This window comes from Propionicicella superfundia DSM 22317, assembly GCF_000423465.1.
Classification (GTDB): domain Bacteria; phylum Actinomycetota; class Actinomycetes; order Propionibacteriales; family Propionibacteriaceae; genus Propionicicella; species Propionicicella superfundia.
In genome coordinates, this window is record NZ_KE384020.1 from 74383 (window position 1) to 90843 (window position 16461).

The window sequence follows — 16461 nt, forward strand, 5'->3', positions numbered from 1 at the left end:
GGAGAACATGACTTCATCACCCATACGGTTCGTTCCCGGAGGCCGAAAGGCGCTCCGCGACTGGCGTGACGACACCAAGCCCCTGCTCAAGGTCGACGACCTGCACGTCGAGTTCCGCACGCGGGAGGGGGTCGCCAAGGCGATCAACGGCGTGTCGTTCGATCTGGCCGAAGGCGAGACGCTCGCGATCCTCGGCGAGTCCGGCTCGGGCAAGTCGGTCACCGCACAGGCCATCATGGGCATCATCGACACGCCTCCCGGCTACGTCACCGGCGGGCGCGTGGAGTACTACGGGACCGATCTGCTGGCGATGCCCGAGAAGGAGCGCCAGTCCGTGCGGGGCGCCCAGATCGCGATGATCTTCCAGGACTCCCTGTCGGCGCTGAACCCGGTGCTGCCGGTCGGCTGGCAGATCGCCGAGATGATGCGCATCCACTGGGGGATGAACAAGTCCGACGCGATGACGCGAGCCGTCTCCCTCATGGAGCGCGTCCGGATCCCCGGCGCGGCGCAACGGGTCAACGCCTTCCCGCACCAGTTCTCCGGCGGCATGCGGCAGCGCATCATGATCGCCATGGCCATCGCTCTCGACCCGGCCGTGCTCATCGCCGATGAGCCGACGACCGCCCTGGACGTGACCGTGCAGGCCCAGATCATGCGTCTGCTGGAGGAACTGCAGGACGAGCGGCAGATGGGCCTCATCCTCATCACCCACGACCTCGGCGTCGTCGCCGACGTCGCGGACCGGATCGCTGTCATGTACGCCGGACGGATCGTCGAGACGGGTGGCATCTACGACGCGTACGCCGCGCCGTCCCACGCCTACACGCGCGGTCTGCTCGACTCGATCCCGCGGCACGACCAGAAGGGCGAGACCTTGTACGCGATCGGAGGTCTGCCGCCGAGCCTGACGCGGATCCCCGCCGGGTGCGCGTTCAACCCGCGCTGCCGGTACGCCACGGACGACTGCCGCGTCGGCGCCCCGCCGCCACTGGTCGAGGTCCGGCCCAGCCAGTGGAGCGCATGCCTGCACGCGGAGGAGGTGATCGCCGATGCCCAGCGGTGAGGTCATCCTCGAGGCGCGCGATCTCGTCAAGCACTACCCGATCAAGACGGGCGTGATCCGGCGCACCACCGGCCACGTGCGGGCTGTCGACGGGGTGTCCTTCGACCTGCACAGGGGCGAGACCCTCGGCGTGGTGGGGGAGTCGGGCTGCGGAAAGTCCACACTCGGGCGGATGCTGATGCGGCTGGAGGAGCCGACGGGCGGCTCCTTGCGGTTCGGCGACGTCGACGTGTACAGCCAGTCGGGCGCGGCGATGCGCAGGCTGCGCCGGGATATCCAGATCGTCTTCCAGGATCCCTACACATCGCTGGATCCGCGCAAGACCGTCGGCGACATCGTCGTCGAGCCGTTCCAGATCCACCCCGACTTCCTGCCCCGCAACAAGTGGCGCGCGCGGGTCCGCGAACTGCTCGACCTCGTCGGGCTCAACCCCGAGCACATCAACCGCTACCCGCACCAGTTCTCGGGTGGCCAGCGGCAGCGCATCGGGATCGCGCGCGGCATCGCCCTCAACCCGAAGGTCCTCATCTGCGACGAGCCGGTGTCCGCCCTCGACGTGTCGGTGCAGGCGCAGGTGGTGAACCTGCTGGAGTCGCTGCAGGACGAGCTCGGCCTCGCGTACGTGTTCATCGCGCACGACCTGTCCGTGGTCCGCCACATCTCCGACCGGGTGGCGGTCATGTACCTGGGCAAGATCGTGGAGATCGGCGACGATCAGCAGATCTACGAACGGCCCACCCATCCGTACACGCAGGCGCTGCAGTCGGCCGTCCCCGTGCCCGACCCCGCGGTGCGCGGCCAGCGGGAGCAGATCGTCCTCCAGGGCGACGTTCCCAGCCCCGCCAATCCGCCGAAAGGCTGCCGCTTCCACACCCGGTGCTGGAAGGCGCAGGCGATCTGCGCCACGACCGAGCCGCCGCTCGCCGTCGCGTCCGATGGCGCCGGGGAGCACGCGGTGGCCTGCCATTTCCCCGAGGTGCGGGCTGCGATCGCGCCCTGAGAATCATCACCGCGACCTCTCAGACTCCTCACGTACACTGACCGAGGATCAGTGGATCCACGGCCATGTCCGCGGGAGCTTGGGGTCAGATTGAGCAAGGCGAAAACATCCGGCAGGACGTCGCGGCGCGTTCGCGTCGTCGCCCTCTCGATCGGTGGGGTCATCGTCCTGGCAGGCGGAGCGTATCTTGCGGGCTACTTCCTGGTCGGCGACAATCTGCCGGCCAACACCGTCGTCGAAGGCGTGAAGGTCGGGGGCCTCTCCCGCGACCAGGCCGTCGCCAAGCTCGAGTCCGAACTCGCGGCCACCACCGACCCGCAGCTCACGCTCACGGCCGACGACGTCTCGGTGACCCAGGCCGCCAGCGCCTGGGGACTGACCCCCGACTACGAGGGGTCCGTCGATGCCGCACAGCCCAGTCGCAGCCTCGATCCCACCCGGATCTGGTACGCGCTGACCGGGGGCGGGTCCTTCGAGCTCCTCGCGAAGGCCGACGAACCGACACTCGACACCACCGTCGCAGCCTTCGCGGCGAAGGCCGACCGCGACGCCGCCGACGCGACGATCACGTACAAGGATGCGACTCCCGCCGTGACCAACGGCCGGTCGGCCGTCTCGGTCGACACCGCGGAGACCAAGACCGCGCTCGCCGACGCCTATCTGCAGACGACCAGCGTCACGGCCGCGGCGACGGTGACCGAACCCGACGTGACGACCGCCGAGGCGCAGGAGACGCTCACCTCCTTCGCCGAACCCGCGGTCTCCGGCAACATCACGGTGACGGTCTCCGGCCGCAAGCTCACGATCACTCCGGCCCAGATCGCCTCCGCGACCGGCTTCAGCGCGCAGGACTCCGCGCTCGTGGGCAAGGTCGACTACACGGCGCTGCTGAAGGCGCTGCAGTCCCAGATCTCCGAGCTGGGGCTGGCCAAGGCGCAGGACGCGAGCTTCACGTTCAGCAGCGGCAAGCCGGTGGTGGTCCCGTCGAAGGACGGCGTCGAGCTGACCGCGGACGCACTGTCGAAGGCCGTCGATCCCGTTGTGACCGCCTCGGGCTCCGCGCGTACGGCGACGGCGCAGGTCACCGGCAAGAAGGCCGACCTGACGACCGAAGAGGCCCAGAACCTGGGCATCAAGGAGATCACCGGCGAGTTCACCACCTACTTCCCCGGCCAGTCCTACCGCTTCACCAACATCGGCCTGGCGGCCAAGGGGATCAACGGCAGCCTCGTCCTGCAGGGCGAGACGTGGAGCCTCAACGACACGCTGGGCGAGCGCACCACGGCGAAGGGATACGTCCCGGGCTCCTACATCGCCGGCAGCACCCTGCGCGAGGTCGTGGGCGGGGGAATCTCGCAGAGCGCCACCACGACCTACAACGCGATCTTCTTCGCCGGTCTGAAGGACGTGGAGCACCACCCCCATTCGCTGTACTTCAGCCGCTACCCGGTGGCTCGGGAGGCCACGGTCTCCTGGGGATCGCTGGACCTGAAGTTCCAGAACGACAGCAAGTACGGCGTCCTGATGCAGGCCTACATCTCGAGGCTCTCCGACGGCTCCGGGTCGATCACCGTCCGGGTCTGGTCGACCAAGACCTACGACGTCAAGGCGACCGATGCCGTCAAGGGCGGATACTCGTACGGCACGACCCGCTACGACACCTCGTCGAACTGCGTCGGGCAGTCCGCGACGCCGGGATTCACCGCGACCTACAAGCGGCTGTTCTACCAGAGCGGAAACCTGGTGAAGAGCGAGTCGTTCACCTGGACCTACGATGCGGGGGACAGGGTGATCTGCGGATCACCACCCAAGAGTTGACCGGGCAGCGGGGCGCATTGGGTAAGGTGCTACAGGCTAGATTTCGAAGGAGCTCTGCATGATCTGGGTCATCACCGAGGCTTGTGTGGACGTCAAGGACCTGGCGTGTGTCGACGCCTGTCCGGTCGACTGCATCTACGAGGGCAACCGGATGCTGTACATCCAGCCCGACGAGTGCGTGGGCTGTGGGGCCTGCGAGCCGGTGTGCCCGGTGGAGGCGATCTACTACGAGGACGATCTCCCGGCCGACCAGGAGAAGTACCGCGAGATCAATGCCGAGTTCTTCGACGAGCTCGGGGCGCCCGGCGGCGCCGCCAAGCTCGGCAAGCTCGACACCGACCACCCGGCCGTCGTCGCGCTTCCGCCCCAGGAATGAGACTCTCCGGGCGACTGCCCGATTTCCCCTGGAACACGATCGCGGCAGACAGGCAGCGCGCCCAGGAGCATCCGGGAGGGCTGGTCGACCTGTCCGTCGGGACGCCCGTCGACCCGACCCCCGCCTTCGTGCAGTTCGCCGCGAGGTCCGCGGGCGACAGCCCGGGCTACCCGCAGGTGTGGGGCACCCCCGAGGTGCGCGCCGCCATCGTCGGGTATCTGGTGCGCCGGTGGAACTCGCCCCAGTTGAACGAACGCCGGGTCATGCCCGTCGTCGGGACGAAGGAACTCGTCGCTCTGCTCCCGACCCTGCTCGGGCTCGGCCCGCAGGACACCGTCGTGATCCCGCGAACCGCCTATCCGACGTACCGGGTGGGGGCCGAACTCGTCGGCGCGCGTGTCGTCGCCAGCGATGATCCGGCCGAGCTCGGCGGGCTCTCGCCGTCCTTGATCTGGATCAACTCACCGGCGAACCCGCATGGCGCGACCTTCGATCGGGACGGTGTGCGCCGCTGGATCGACTTCGCCCGCCGACAGAACTCGCTGCTCGCCTCCGACGAGTGCTACGGAGAGTTCGGCTGGGACGTCGCGCCGGTCTCGGTCCTCGACCGCGAGGTCAGCGAGGGCGAGACCGCCGGCGTGCTGGCCGTCCACTCGCTGTCGAAGCGGTCGAACATGGCCGGCTACCGGGCCGGTTTCGTGGCCGGCGACATCAACGTCGTGACCGAGTTGATCGCCGTCCGCAAGCATCTCGGGCTGATGGTGCCTACCCCGGTCCAGGCGGCCATGGTCGCCGCCCTGGCGGACCAGGGGCACGTCGAGGAACAGCGAGCCCGCTATCTGGCGCGCCGGACGGTGCTGGCCGCCGCGCTGGAGGCGGCGGGGTTCCGGATCGACGCGAGCGAAGGATCGCTGTACCTGTGGGCGACGCGTGCCGAACCGTGCCGCCGCACGGTCGCCTTCCTCGCCGAGCGGGGGATCCTCACCGCTCCCGGCGACTTCTACGGTGACCCGACGCACGTGCGGGTCGCCCTGACCGCGACGGACGAGCGGGTGGCTGCCGCGGCCGAGCGGCTCGTGGCCGGCTGACGCCCGCCCGCGTCACCCCGCGCGCGTCACCACGACGCCGGTGACCGCCTCGGCGGCGTCGGCCCAGGTGCCCAGGGCGGCGTCCGCCGGTGTCCAGGAGGACTGCTCCAGCGACACGCCCGTCACGCCGTAGCGGGCGTAGTTCGCCGCCACCGCGTGAGCGACCGCCCAGCCGATCTGCGCGTTCGCCGGCGTGATGCGGATCTCCTGGCCGCTCGTGGCGATGGTCACCCTGGTCCCGAACACCGTCGTCAGGAACTCGCCCAGGGAACTCGCGTCGGCGGTCACCTCGACCCGGTCGAGGCAGGTGAGCGAGCGCTGCGTCTGCCCGGTGAGAGCGGCCGCGACCGCACGGGCGTCGTCCTCGTGCTGGGCGTAGGCGTTGGGATAGGCGCTGCGCTGCACGGCCTGGGCGGCCTCGGTGATCTCCATCTGCTGCCAGCCCGTGACCTTGACGAGAGCGTCGTAGAACGCGTTCGTCGAGTAGACCGGATCCATGATCTCCTCCGCCGTGCCCCATCCCTGCGAGGGCCGCTGCTGGAACAGGCCGACGGAGTCGCGGTCGCCGTAGTCCAGGTTCGCGATCTTCGACTCCTGGTAGGCCGTGGCGATGGCGACGGTCGCCGCTCGCTCCGGCAGGCCGCGTTTCACCGACAGGCCGACGATGATCGACGCGTAGTGCGCCTGGTCGGGGGTGAGCGTCGCGGTGTGGTCGGACGTGGCGGCCGTGCACTGATCGATCGCGGTCGCCTCCCGGGCGGCGTTGGAGATCAGGACGTACAGGCCGACGGCCGCGGCGACGGCCGCAACGGCGACAGCCAGGACCACGATCGCGGACATCGTCACGGCCGTGGCCGAGGCGGCTCGGCGTTCGGCCCGTCGGGGTCGGGTCACGGGAGCTCCTCAGTTGGCATGGAGAGCATCGTTGAGAGTCACCGACCGGCCGTCCTTGACGCGGGCCTCCACGGCCCCGGTCACGGAATTGCGCAGGAACAGCAGGCCGGGCCGGCCGCTCAGCTCGCGGGCCTTCACGATCGAACCGTCGGGCAGGGTCACCTTCGTGCCGCCCGTGACGTACAGGCCGGCCTCGACGACACAGTCGTCGCCCAGGGAGATCCCGATCCCCGACTCGGCGCCCAGCAGGCACCTGCGGCCGATGCTGATGACCTCGGTCCCGCCCCCGGACAGCGTGCCCATGATCGACGCTCCGCCACCGATGTCGGAGCCGTCGCCGACGACGACGCCGGCCGAGATGCGTCCCTCCACCATGGACGTCCCGAGGGTGCCGGCGTTGTAGTTCACGAAACCCTCGTGCATCACGGTCGTGCCTTCCGCCAGGTGGGCACCGAGCCGCACGCGGTCGGCGTCGGCGATGCGCACGCCGTGCGGGACGACGTAGTCGACCATGCGGGGGAACTTGTCCACGCCGAAGACCGTGACATGGCCGGTGGCGCGCAATGCCGCCCTGACCTCTTCGAAATCCGACACCGCGCACGGTCCGGCCGACGTCCAGACGACATTGGGCAGGACCCCGAAGATCCCGTCGAGGTTGAGCTCACGTGGCTTGACGAGACGATGGGACAGCAGGTGCAGCCGCAGATAGGCGTCCGGGACAGTGGCGGGGGGCCGGTCGAGGTCGATCGTGACCGTGACCGGTTCGACCGTCACCCGCCGCCGGGCGTCGGCGCCGAGAGCGTCGGTCCCGAGGCGCGGGGCGCCCGGGTCGGCCGCGAGAACGGGGGAGGGGAACCAGGCGTCGAGAACCTGCCCCGAGGCGTGCACGGTGACCAGGCCCTGCCCGGCCGCCGGTCGCGTCACGGTCGCATCAGTCATGACCGCAACCCTACCTGCGAGGGGACGAGCGACGCTGTGCGGGGTGGGCCGGCGGATCGCGGCGCTGCCCGATCCCGGGCGGCTGATCCTCCGGCGATCATCGGATCGCTAGGGTGGGGCCATGGCTCTCGACCTCGATGGTGACCTGGCCGCGCTGCTGCGGGAACTCGTCGACATCCCGTCGGAGAGCGGCGACGAGGACGCGCTGGCGACGCAGGTCGTCGAGACGTTGCGCCCGTTCGCACATCTCGACGTGTCCCGGCACGGGAACGCCGTCGTCGCACGGACGCACCTGGGCAGGGCGGCCCGGGTCGTGGTCGCGGGGCATCTGGACACGGTGCCGATCGCGGACAACGTGCCCTCGTGGTGCGAGACGGTCGACGGCGAGGACAGGGTGTACGGGCGGGGTTCGTGCGACCAGCTCGGAGGGATCGCCGTCCAGTTGGCGGTCGCCACCGGCGTCGCCGAACCGAGCCGCGACGTGACGTGGATCTTCTACGACTGCGAAGAGATCGATCACGCCTCCAACGGGCTGGGACGGCTGCAGCGTGAGCGCCCCGACCTGTTCGACGCGGAGTTCGCCGTCCTCACCGAGCCGACGGGGGCGATGGTCGAGGGCGGGTGCCAGGGCACGTTGCGGGCGCTCATCCGCACCACCGGGAAGGCCGCCCACTCGGCGCGCCCATGGATGGGGCACAACGCCGTCCACGATCTCGCCTCGGCGCTGGACCGGCTCGTGGAGTACGAGCCGAGACAGCCCGAGGTGGACGGTCTGGTGTACCGCGAGTCGCTCAACGCGGTCCGGATCGGCGGCGGCCACGCCGGGAACGTCATCCCCGACAGGGCGTGGATCGAGGTCAACCTGCGCTATGCGCCCGACCGGAGCGCCGCAGCCGCCGAGCAGTACGTGCGGGACGTGTTCACGGGCTACGAGGTCGAGGTCGTGGACAACGCGGCCGGCGCGCGCCCGGGCCTCGATCTGCCCGTCGCGGCCGACTTCGTCGCCAGCGTCGGCAGCTCGCCGCGGCCCAAGCTCGGATGGACCGATGTCGCGCGGTTCAGCGCGCTGGGCGTCCCCGCCGTGAACTTCGGCCCGGGTGATCCGCTGAAGGCGCACGCCGACGACGAATACGTCCCCGTGGCGCAGGTGCAGGCGTGCCACGACGCGCTGAGGAGGTGGCTCGGTGGTACACGGTGAGCGCAGGATCTCTCCCGCCGAGGCGGGCCTGACCGAGGACGAGCGGCTGCTCGCTCCGGGCAGCCGCGACTGGCTGCACCAGGATCCGTGGCGGGTCCTGCGGATCCAGTCGGAGTTCGTCATGGGGTTCGACTCGCTGGCGGAGCTCGGCCCGGCGGTCGGCGTCTTCGGTTCCGCCCGGACCAAGCCCACCGAGTCCCTCTACGCCGACGGGGTCGCGCTCGGCAGGGCGCTGGCGTCGGCCGGGATGGCCGTCATCACCGGCGGCGGCCCCGGCGCGATGGAAGCCGTCAACAAGGGCGCCGCCGAGGCCGGCGGGCGGTCCGTCGGACTGGGCATCGAACTGCCGCACGAGCAGTCGGTGAATCCGTATGTGACGCACGATCTGTTGTTCCGCTACTTCTTCGTGCGCAAGGTGATGTTCCTGAAGTACTCGGTGGGGTTCGTCGCCCTCCCGGGGGGCTACGGCACCTTCGACGAGTTGTTCGAGGCGCTCACCTTGGTCCAGACCGGCAAGGTGCGGTCGTTCCCGATCGTCCTCTACGGGCGTGAGTACTGGGAGCCGTTGCTGGAATGGCTGACCGGAACGGTGCTGGCGGCCGGGAACGTGTCGGCGGCCGATCTGGACAACGTGTGCGTGGTCGACACGATCGACGAGGTGGTCGCCCGCGTGCTCGCCTGACACTCCTGCGGTGGCACGTGGGACAATGGGCGCATGCAATGGGCACTGGCACTGCTGGCCGTCGCCATCCTCGGGGTGGCGGCCATCGCCGCGAGCGGTCGCTTCGAGGGTCTTCCCCCCGTCGTCGACGACACCCCCGCGCCGTACATACCGGAGGGCGAGCTGACCGCAGCGACGCTGCGGGAGGTCCGTTTCACCGTGGAGACGCGCGGTTACGCCATGCAGCAGGTCGACGCGCTGCTGGCTCAGCTCGCGGCCCAGATGACCCGAACTGCGGAGCGTTCGCCCGACCTGAGCCCTGCGACAGGGGATAATGGGGAGAACGCCCGAATTGACAGGAGCAGCGAATGGCAGCGATGAAGCCGCGCACCGGCGAAGGTCCAATGGAAGTGACGGTCGAAGGACGCGTCATCGTGATGCGGATCCCGGCCGAAGGGGGCGGCCGTCTTGTGGTGGAGCTCAACGCCGCCGAAGCAGCCGAACTGCGGACAGCCCTCGACTCGGTGACGGGGAGTTAGCCGGGCGTACTCGTGACGACGGGTGGCCGGGGACGACGTCCCCGGCCACCCGTTTCGCATCGATGTCGTCCTCAGCGTGCCTGGTGCACGCGAATGGCCTCCTCGTAGACGGCGATCGTCTCCTGCGCGATCTTCTCCCAGGAGAACTCGGCGATGCAGCGTTCCCGTCCGGCGAGGCCGAACCGCTCGGCGAGGCCCGGATCCCGCGTCAGCAGGTTGATCCGCTCGGCGAAGTCGGCCTCGAACGCCCGCACGAACGCCGGATCGTCGGCCTGCCGGGGGTCGTACGGGACGAGATAGCCGGTCTCGCCGTCGACCACCACATCGGGGATGCCGCCGACGCGCGACGCGACGACCGCGGTCCGGCAGCTCATGGCCTCGAGGTTGACGATGCCGAGCGGCTCGTAGATCGACGGGCAGGCGAACACCGTGGCGTGGGTGAGAACCTGTGCCACCGCCTTGCGCGGCAGCATCTCCTGCACCCAGGTGACGCCGCCGCGACCTGCCTGGAGCGACGCGAACGCCTCCTGGAACTCAGCGGCGATCTCGGGTGTGTCGGGAGCGCCGGCGAGCAGCAGCAGTTGCGTGCCGGGATCGAACTGCTCGGCCGCCCGCACCAGGTGGACCAGCCCCTTCTGACGTGTGATCCGTCCCACGAACACGACCAGCGGTCTGTCGAGGTCGATGCCGAGCCCCGTCAGCACGTCCGTCGCGGGATCGGGGGCGAACTCGTCGGGGTCGATCCCGTTGCGGACGACATGGACCTTCGCCGGATCGAGCTCGCCGTAGGAGGCGAGGACATCGGCGCGCATCCCGGTCGACACCGAGATCACCGCCGCGGCGTCCAGGAACGCGGTCTTCTCAGCCCACGACGAGATGCGGTAGCCCCCGCCGAGCTGTTCGGCCTTCCACGGGCGATGCGGTTCGAGCGAGTGGGACGTCACGACATGGGGGACATCGCGGAACTTCGCCGCGACGAGCCCGGCGAAGTTCGCGTACCAGGTGTGCGAATGGACGACGTCGACGTCGCCCACCGCATCGGCCATCGCGACATCGGTGCCGAGGATGCGGATCGCCGCGTTCGCGCCGGCAGGGAAGTCCTCGGGATGCGCCGTCGCGCCCTCGCGCGGCTCACCCATGCACTGGACGTCCACGCTCGCGGCATACTTTCGCAACTGCGGCACGAGCTGCCCCACGTGCACGCCGGCACCGCCATAGATGTGAGGGGGATACTCCCTGGTCAGAATCGAAACGCGGAGTGGCATGGCCCGATCGTGTCACATCCCCCCGACGGGAACAACGAGACCGGGTCTTTGCCCACGGGACAGGGGTGTTCGGCGATGCGAGATGGACGTCGGCAATTGTCGGGGACCGGTTGCCGGGCACCTTCGAACCCCCTAGGTTCTAGGTATGAGTACACGACCCCACGTCCTGTCTATCGTGCTTGCGGGCGGCGAGGGAAAGCGCCTCATGCCCCTGACCGCCGACCGCGCCAAGCCCGCTGTCCCGTTCGGTGGCACCTACCGGTTGATCGACTTCGTCCTGTCCAATCTGGCCAACTCCGATCTGACGAAGATCTGCGTCCTGACGCAGTACAAGTCGCACTCGCTCGACCGTCACATCTCGGTCACCTGGCGGATGTCGACGATGCTGGGAAGCTATGTCACGTCGGTCCCCGCTCAGCAGCGGACCGGCAAGCAGTGGTACCAGGGGAGCGCCGATGCGATCTTCCAGTCGATGAACCTCATCAACGACGAGAACCCCGACTACGTCGTCGTCTTCGGGGCCGACAACATCTACCGGATGGACGTCGAGGCGATGATCGAGGCGCACATCGCCTCCGGCATGGATGCGACCATCGCCGGGATCCGCGTCCCGCGCCAGGAGGCGTCGGCGTTCGGCATCATCGACGCGGACGCGGGCGGCGTCATCAGCCGGTTCCTGGAGAAGCCGGCCGATCCGCCGGGCCTGCCCGACAGCCCCGACGAGTCGTTCGCCTCCATGGGGAACTACGTGTTCACCCGGAAGGCCTTCGTGGAGGCGCTCAACCGCGATGCCGCCGACGAGGGGTCCAAGCACGACATGGGCGGCAACATCGTGCCGTCCTTCGTGGACCAGGGCCGGGCGCAGGTCTACGACTTCACCCAGAACGACGTGCCGGGGTCCACGGAGAAGGACCGCAACTACTGGCGCGACGTGGGCACGATCGACGCGTACCACGAGGCGCACATGGATCTCGTGTCGGTGGTCCCCGAGTTCAACCTCTACAACCGCGAGTGGCCGATCTGGACGTCGCAGGCGCAGGCGCCGGGCGCGAAGTTCGTGCTGCGAGGGACGGCGGAGGACTCGATCGTGAGCGCCGGCACCATCATCTCCGGCGGGGATGTGGACCGGTCGGTTCTGTCGCCCAACGTTCGCATCGACAAGTGGGCGAAGGTCGACGAGTCGATCCTCTTCCCGAACTCGAAGGTCGGCCGCAACGCGGTCGTCCGCCGCGCGATCCTCGACAAGAACGTCGTGGTGCCGGACGGCGCCGAGGTCGGGGTGGATCACGAGGCCGACCGGGCGAGGGGACTGTTCGTGTCCGACGGCGGGATCACGGTCGTGCCGAAGAACATGCACCTGTAGCGCTCGCGATCGCCGCGGCGACCGCGGTCGAGGGTCCGGTCCCGACGACGGCGTGCGGGACCGCCCCGGGCTCAGCGGCGAACGGCGGCCAGCAGTCCGTCGCCCACAGGGATGAGCGTGGGGAGGAACTCGTCGCTGGCCGTGACGGCCTCGATCGCCTCCCGCATGATGACGGTGTCGTCGGCTTCGTCGTCGGGGTCGCCGATCCGGTCGTGCGCGAACGCATGGTTGAGCACGAGCACGCCGTGCGGCCGCAGCAGGCGTTCGGCCTGGGCGATGTACTCGACCGACTCGAGGATGTCGGCATCGGCGAAGACGATGTCGTACCCCCCGTCGGTGAGCCGAGGCAGCACGTTGAGCGCCGATTCGGCGATGAGCCGGAACCGCTGGGTCGGGATCGCGGCGGCGAGGAACGCCCTGCGGGCGGCGGCCTGGTGCTCGCTCTCGATGTCGATGCTGGTCAGGACCCCGCCGGGCACCATCCCGGAGAGGAAGGCCAGCCCCGACACGCCGGTGCCGGTGCCGAGTTCGACCACGGCCCGGGCGCCGGTGGCGGCGGCGAGGAACGACAGGATGCTCGCGGTGGCGGGACTGACGGGCTGCACGCCCAGCTCGGCGGCGGCGGCGCGCGCCTGCTCGTCGGGTGCGGTCGCGGGAGCGAACGACTCGGCGAAATCCTGGGACGCCGCCCTGGCAGCGAGCTTGGCGGCGGATTGCTTGGTGACCACGCGCACAGCCTAGCGACCGGCGGTTCGGCCAGACAGCGGGGGTGAACCCCGCCTCGACAGTTCCCCGGCGGACCTCCCGGCCTGCGCGAGGCCGCGCCCCTACACTGACCGCATGATCTCGACTGCGACGCCTCCCTTCGGCCGACTGGTCACCGCCATGGTGACGCCGTTCGCCGCCGACGGGTCGATCGACCATGCGGAGGCGGAGAAGCTGGCCACCCACCTCGTGGACGTCCAGCGCAACGACGCTCTCGTCGTGTCCGGCACGACGGGCGAGGCGCCGACCACCACCGACGACGAGAAGGACGCGCTGCTGCACACCGTTGTCGGCGCGGTCGGCGACCGGGCCAGGATCATCGCCGGCGTCGGGACGTTCGACACCGCCCACTCCATCGACCTCGCCCGCCGGGCGGCGGCCGCGGGAGCCGATGGCCTGCTGGTGGTCACGCCGTACTACTCGCGGCCGCCGCAGGACGCGATCGCGGCGCACTTCCTCTCCGTCGCCGACGCGACCGACCTGCCCGTCGTGCTGTACGACATCCCGCACCGCTCGGGTGTCCCGATCGAGACCTCGACGCTGCTGCGCGTCGCCGAGCACCCGCACATCGTGGCCGTGAAGGACGCCAAGGGCCAGCCGGCGGCGTCCGCCCAGGTCATGGCCGAGACCGACCTCGCGTACTACGCCGGCGACGACGCCATGCTGCTGCCCCTGCTGGCGATCGGCGGCGCCGGCGTCGTCGGGACGTCCACCCATTTCACCGGTGTGGCGACCGCGGGGATCATCGATGCCTTCCTGACCGGCGATCCTGCCGGGGCGCTGGCACGCTTCCGTGCCGTGCTGCCGGTGTACAGCGGCGTGTTCGCGACCCAGGGATGCATGCTCGTGAAGGCCGGGCTCGCGGCCCGTGGATTCGCACCCGCCGTGCTCCGCCCGCCGCTGCTGGCGGCCACCGCCGAGCAGGCGGCCGCATTCGTCGCCATCCTCGACGCCGCGGGCCTCTAGCCCGGGGGCGAGCCAGGCTCGCCGTCCGGTCACGTCACGCCTCCGCGGCGGCGTCACAGGATTCTCCCAGGAAGACGTGGCACACTGAGGGGGCCGAGTCGTACGGAGGTGAGGCGCCATGGTGTGGATGCGGCGGACGTCCCCGAAGGCCGCGCCGGCATGGACTCCTCCGACCTGGGAGGAACTCGTCGCGACGCACTCCGCGCCGGTGTACCGCCTCGCATACCGCCTGACGGGCAACCGGTTCGATGCCGAGGATCTCACCCAGGAGGTCTTCATCAAGGCGTACCGCTCGATCAACCAGTTCCAGCCCGGGACGCTGTCCGGGTGGCTGCACCGCATCACCACGAACCTCTTCCTCGACGGCGCCCGCAAACGGGCGCGCGTGCGCGTCGACAACCTGTCCGAGCAGAACCAGGTGGCCGACACCGTCGCCACGCCGGACGAGATCGTGCACGACGCCGACCTCGATCACGACATCGCCGCGGCGCTCGGCCACCTCAACCCGCAGGTCCGGGCCGCCGTCGTGCTGTGCGACATCGAAGGTCTCAGCTACGAGGAGGTGGCCGCCGTCCTCGACGTGAAGATCGGCACGGTGCGCAGCCGCATCCACCGCGGCCGCAGCCAGTTGCGCGAGGCGCTGGCTCATCGCGCACCTGGCAGGGGGCGGAGCAGGTACCTGGGGATCGATGCGATCGCGGACGAGGTCGTCCGGCAGTGATCGGAGGCCTCCGGTACGGATGCCGGGAACTCTCACCCCGTTATTCGCAGTACGTCGACGACGATGCGGGTCCCCTTCTCACCGACGTCATCGAGCGCCATCTGCTCACCTGCGAGTCCTGCACAGCCGAGGTCGTCGCGTTGCGGCGCGTGCGCGACCGGCTCAACGCCACGGGGGAGCCGGGCACGGCCGACGGAGGCCTCACGACACGGCTCGTCTCGATCGCGGGTCCCGAGGCAAGCCGGCCCCTGGCCCTCAGGGCGGGGCAGGGCCCTCTTCCCACGCGCGCGCAGGCGCGGCGGCGGCTCGTCGCCGCCGGCGTCCTGTTCACGCTGACCGCGATCCTCGCCTGGGGCGGGATCGGGTTGACCGCCGCCCCGACGCTGCTGGGCGCCGAGGACCTGGCCGACGAGGACCGCACGGAGTTCACCACCGTCCTCAACAGCACGCCGTTGGAGATGCCGGTCGTGGTCGCGCTGCTGGCCGTCGGGCCCGACACCGTGGGCCAGCCCACGTCCGCCGCGACCGCGGCGGTGTTCCGCCGGGACACCCCCCTCGCGCAGCCGGCCGCCGCGCTCACGCGTGCCGTGGCGCAGCAGGTGCAGTCCCACGGGACGGCCCGGGTCACGCTGCGCACGGCCGACGGCTACCGGACCGCGACCGCGACCGTGGCGGTCGGCGCGGGCGCGGCGACCGTCGAGGTGTTCGACGCGGCCGGCGACGTGGCCCACCACGGCTATCTGCCCCGCGGGTCGGTCGACCTGCCCGACTGGCTCGCCGGCTCCTACACCCTGTCGGGCTGGTCCGGCGCCGCCGAGGTGGCCGGGCGGGTCGCGACCGTCGTCGAGGCGTCCCTGCCGAACCGCGTGGTGGCGCGCTGGTGGCTGGACGAGGCGACCGGGACGGTCCTGTGGCTGGAGCGGTACGCCCCCGACGGAGCCGTCACGTTGTCCGCCGGGTACACCGACTTCTTCCCGACCGCCGTCGCGGACGGCTCCGTCAGCAGCTCGCTGCTGCGGCAGGGCGACGACACGATCATGTCGGAGGACCAGCAGTGCCCGAAGGGGTGGACGTGCGCCGACACCGTCCACGGCTTGCCGCTGGTCGGGCGGGTGGCCGACCGGCTCGAGGATCCGACGAGCATCCAGTCCGTGTACAGCGACGGGGTGACGACAGTGTCGGTGCGGCAGCGCCGAGGGACGCTGTCCGGGATCCCCGACGGGTTCACCCGCAGCGCCGACAGCCTGGTCGCCGACGGGCTTCCCGCCACGGTGATGTGGCAGAGCGGTGCCAGCGTCTACACGGTCACGACCAACGACTGCCTCACCGTCGCCCGCGAGGTCGCCGCCGCGCTGCCCCACGACCAGGGGTTCGGCACCGACCTGCTGAGCCGTGTCGTCGCGGGCTGGGCGGACATCGTGGAGCGGATGTAGCCTCGTCCTTGTGGGCGGCACGGAGATCTTCTTCCTCGTGGTGCTCGGGGTCGTCATCTTCGGCCCCGAGAAGCTGCCCGACCTCGCGCGCAAGAGCGCCCGGGTCGTCCACTACCTGCGGGGCGTCGCCAACAATGCCCGGCACACTCTCAACGACGAGCTCGGTCCCGAGTTCGCCGGAATGGACCTGGGCGATCTGAACCCGCGGACCTTCGTCCAGAAGCACCTGCTCGCCGAGGGCGAGCCCGTGACACAGGAGATCCGGTCGCTCGCCGACGACATCAAGGCCCCGGTCCCCGCCCCGCCCCGCCCCCCCGTCCGCCCGGCCTTCGACTCCGAGGCCACCTGACGTCCGACGCCTGGCGCGAT

At 70.1% G+C, this 16461-nt stretch carries 18 protein-coding genes; 14 read left to right on the forward strand and 4 right to left on the reverse strand.

What is annotated here, in order from left to right; genetic code table 11:
* The first annotated feature begins 7 nt into the window (after positions 1 to 7).
* The 5 genes from G555_RS0105390 to dapC all read left to right on the forward strand — a co-directional run bounded on the left by G555_RS0105390 (position 8) and on the right by dapC (position 5348).
* Positions 8 to 1066: an ABC transporter ATP-binding protein gene (locus G555_RS0105390; RefSeq protein ID WP_084634789.1), complete on the forward strand. Its 1059-nt coding sequence runs from the start codon at positions 8 to 10 to the stop codon at positions 1064 to 1066.
* Positions 1053 to 2066 (forward strand): ABC transporter ATP-binding protein, encoded by a 1014-nt coding sequence (locus G555_RS18115; RefSeq protein WP_036921452.1) that lies wholly within the window; start codon positions 1053 to 1055, stop codon positions 2064 to 2066. The genes G555_RS0105390 and G555_RS18115 overlap by 14 nt, the downstream gene beginning before the upstream one ends.
* A gap of 90 nt (positions 2067 to 2156) precedes the next feature.
* The gene (locus G555_RS0105400) at positions 2157 to 3884 is read left to right on the forward strand and encodes a VanW family protein (RefSeq protein WP_028708091.1); all 1728 of its coding nucleotides are present in this window, start codon (positions 2157 to 2159) and stop codon (positions 3882 to 3884) included.
* Between the two features lie 58 nt (positions 3885 to 3942).
* Entirely contained in the window at positions 3943 to 4260 is a 318-nt protein-coding gene (gene fdxA, locus G555_RS0105405; protein ID WP_028708092.1) for a ferredoxin, read from the forward strand.
* On the forward strand, positions 4257 to 5348 hold the full coding sequence (dapC, locus tag G555_RS0105410; protein WP_028708093.1) for a succinyldiaminopimelate transaminase: 1092 nt from the start codon (positions 4257 to 4259) through the stop codon (positions 5346 to 5348). Before fdxA ends, dapC begins: the two co-directional genes overlap by 4 nt.
* 12 nt (positions 5349 to 5360) lie before the next feature.
* On the opposite strand, the gene G555_RS18120 is transcribed toward dapC, so the two are convergent.
* The gene (locus G555_RS18120) at positions 5361 to 6242 is read right to left on the reverse strand and encodes a hypothetical protein (RefSeq protein ID WP_051208472.1); all 882 of its coding nucleotides are present in this window, start codon (positions 6240 to 6242) and stop codon (positions 5361 to 5363) included.
* Positions 6243 to 6251: 9 nt separating this feature from the next.
* Positions 6252 to 7181 carry a 2,3,4,5-tetrahydropyridine-2,6-dicarboxylate N-succinyltransferase gene (gene dapD, locus G555_RS0105420; protein ID WP_028708094.1) on the reverse strand — a complete coding sequence of 310 codons (930 nt, stop codon included), beginning with the start codon at positions 7179 to 7181 and terminating at the stop codon, positions 6252 to 6254.
* A gap of 121 nt (positions 7182 to 7302) precedes the next feature.
* Between dapD and dapE the strand changes: the two genes are divergently transcribed.
* Genes dapE through G555_RS21745 form a run of 4 tightly spaced genes read left to right on the forward strand, consistent with a single transcriptional unit; the run spans position 7303 to position 9579 of the window.
* A complete protein-coding gene (dapE, locus tag G555_RS0105425) occupies positions 7303 to 8379 on the forward strand; it encodes a succinyl-diaminopimelate desuccinylase (RefSeq protein ID WP_028708095.1) in 1077 nt (358 codons plus the stop codon).
* On the forward strand, positions 8366 to 9061 hold the full coding sequence (locus tag G555_RS18125; protein ID WP_051208473.1) for an LOG family protein: 696 nt from the start codon (positions 8366 to 8368) through the stop codon (positions 9059 to 9061). The genes dapE and G555_RS18125 overlap by 14 nt, the downstream gene beginning before the upstream one ends.
* Positions 9062 to 9094: 33 nt before the next feature.
* On the forward strand, positions 9095 to 9421 hold the full coding sequence (locus G555_RS18130; protein WP_051208474.1) for a DivIVA domain-containing protein: 327 nt from the start codon (positions 9095 to 9097) through the stop codon (positions 9419 to 9421).
* Positions 9409 to 9579: a DUF3117 domain-containing protein gene (locus G555_RS21745; RefSeq protein ID WP_084634799.1), complete on the forward strand. Its 171-nt coding sequence runs from the start codon at positions 9409 to 9411 to the stop codon at positions 9577 to 9579. The genes G555_RS18130 and G555_RS21745 overlap by 13 nt, the downstream gene beginning before the upstream one ends.
* A 71-nt stretch (positions 9580 to 9650) precedes the next feature.
* On the opposite strand, the gene glgA is transcribed toward G555_RS21745, so the two are convergent.
* Positions 9651 to 10844 carry a glycogen synthase gene (gene glgA / locus G555_RS0105445; RefSeq protein WP_028708096.1) on the reverse strand — a complete coding sequence of 398 codons (1194 nt, stop codon included), beginning with the start codon at positions 10842 to 10844 and terminating at the stop codon, positions 9651 to 9653.
* A 145-nt stretch (positions 10845 to 10989) separates the two neighbouring features.
* Between glgA and glgC the strand changes: the two genes are divergently transcribed.
* Positions 10990 to 12207, forward strand: a complete 1218-nt coding sequence (gene glgC, locus G555_RS0105450) for a glucose-1-phosphate adenylyltransferase (RefSeq protein ID WP_028708097.1) — start codon at positions 10990 to 10992, stop codon at positions 12205 to 12207.
* A 71-nt stretch (positions 12208 to 12278) separates the two neighbouring features.
* Here glgC and G555_RS0105455 read toward each other — a convergent pair whose 3' ends face one another.
* Positions 12279 to 12935 (reverse strand): O-methyltransferase, encoded by a 657-nt coding sequence (locus G555_RS0105455; protein ID WP_036921786.1) that lies wholly within the window; start codon positions 12933 to 12935, stop codon positions 12279 to 12281.
* 112 nt (positions 12936 to 13047) lie between these two features.
* Between G555_RS0105455 and dapA the strand changes: the two genes are divergently transcribed.
* From dapA to G555_RS18140, 4 genes are all read left to right on the forward strand, one after another.
* Positions 13048 to 13938: a 4-hydroxy-tetrahydrodipicolinate synthase gene (gene dapA, locus G555_RS0105460; RefSeq protein WP_028708099.1), complete on the forward strand. Its 891-nt coding sequence runs from the start codon at positions 13048 to 13050 to the stop codon at positions 13936 to 13938.
* Positions 13939 to 14056: 118 nt separating this feature from the next.
* Positions 14057 to 14659: an RNA polymerase sigma factor SigE gene (sigE, locus tag G555_RS18135; RefSeq protein ID WP_051208475.1), complete on the forward strand. Its 603-nt coding sequence runs from the start codon at positions 14057 to 14059 to the stop codon at positions 14657 to 14659.
* A complete protein-coding gene (locus G555_RS0105470) occupies positions 14656 to 16092 on the forward strand; it encodes a zf-HC2 domain-containing protein (RefSeq protein WP_028708100.1) in 1437 nt (478 codons plus the stop codon). The genes sigE and G555_RS0105470 overlap by 4 nt, the downstream gene beginning before the upstream one ends.
* A gap of 10 nt (positions 16093 to 16102) precedes the next feature.
* Entirely contained in the window at positions 16103 to 16441 is a 339-nt protein-coding gene (locus G555_RS18140; protein WP_036921455.1) for a sec-independent translocase, read from the forward strand.
* The last annotated feature ends 20 nt before the right edge of the window (positions 16442 to 16461 follow it).

What these genes read in the sequence shown, in the direction of transcription:
- G555_RS0105390 (WP_084634789.1), top strand. Translation starts at nt 8, where the DNA reads ATGACTTCATCACCCATACGGTTCGTTCCCGGAGGCCGAAAGGCGCTC.
- G555_RS18115 (WP_036921452.1), top strand. Translation starts at nt 1,053, where the DNA reads ATGCCCAGCGGTGAGGTCATCCTCGAGGCGCGCGATCTCGTCAAGCAC.
- fdxA (WP_028708092.1), top strand. Translation starts at nt 3,943, where the DNA reads ATGATCTGGGTCATCACCGAGGCTTGTGTGGACGTCAAGGACCTGGCG.
- dapC (WP_028708093.1), top strand. Translation starts at nt 4,257, where the DNA reads ATGAGACTCTCCGGGCGACTGCCCGATTTCCCCTGGAACACGATCGCG.
- dapD (WP_028708094.1), bottom strand. Translation starts at nt 7,181, where the DNA reads ATGACTGATGCGACCGTGACGCGACCGGCGGCCGGGCAGGGCCTGGTC.
- dapE (WP_028708095.1), top strand. Translation starts at nt 7,303, where the DNA reads ATGGCTCTCGACCTCGATGGTGACCTGGCCGCGCTGCTGCGGGAACTC.
- G555_RS18130 (WP_051208474.1), top strand. Translation starts at nt 9,095, where the DNA reads ATGCAATGGGCACTGGCACTGCTGGCCGTCGCCATCCTCGGGGTGGCG.
- G555_RS21745 (WP_084634799.1), top strand. Translation starts at nt 9,409, where the DNA reads ATGGCAGCGATGAAGCCGCGCACCGGCGAAGGTCCAATGGAAGTGACG.
- glgA (WP_028708096.1), bottom strand. Translation starts at nt 10,844, where the DNA reads ATGCCACTCCGCGTTTCGATTCTGACCAGGGAGTATCCCCCTCACATC.
- glgC (WP_028708097.1), top strand. Translation starts at nt 10,990, where the DNA reads ATGAGTACACGACCCCACGTCCTGTCTATCGTGCTTGCGGGCGGCGAG.
- dapA (WP_028708099.1), top strand. Translation starts at nt 13,048, where the DNA reads ATGATCTCGACTGCGACGCCTCCCTTCGGCCGACTGGTCACCGCCATG.
- sigE (WP_051208475.1), top strand. Translation starts at nt 14,057, where the DNA reads ATGGTGTGGATGCGGCGGACGTCCCCGAAGGCCGCGCCGGCATGGACT.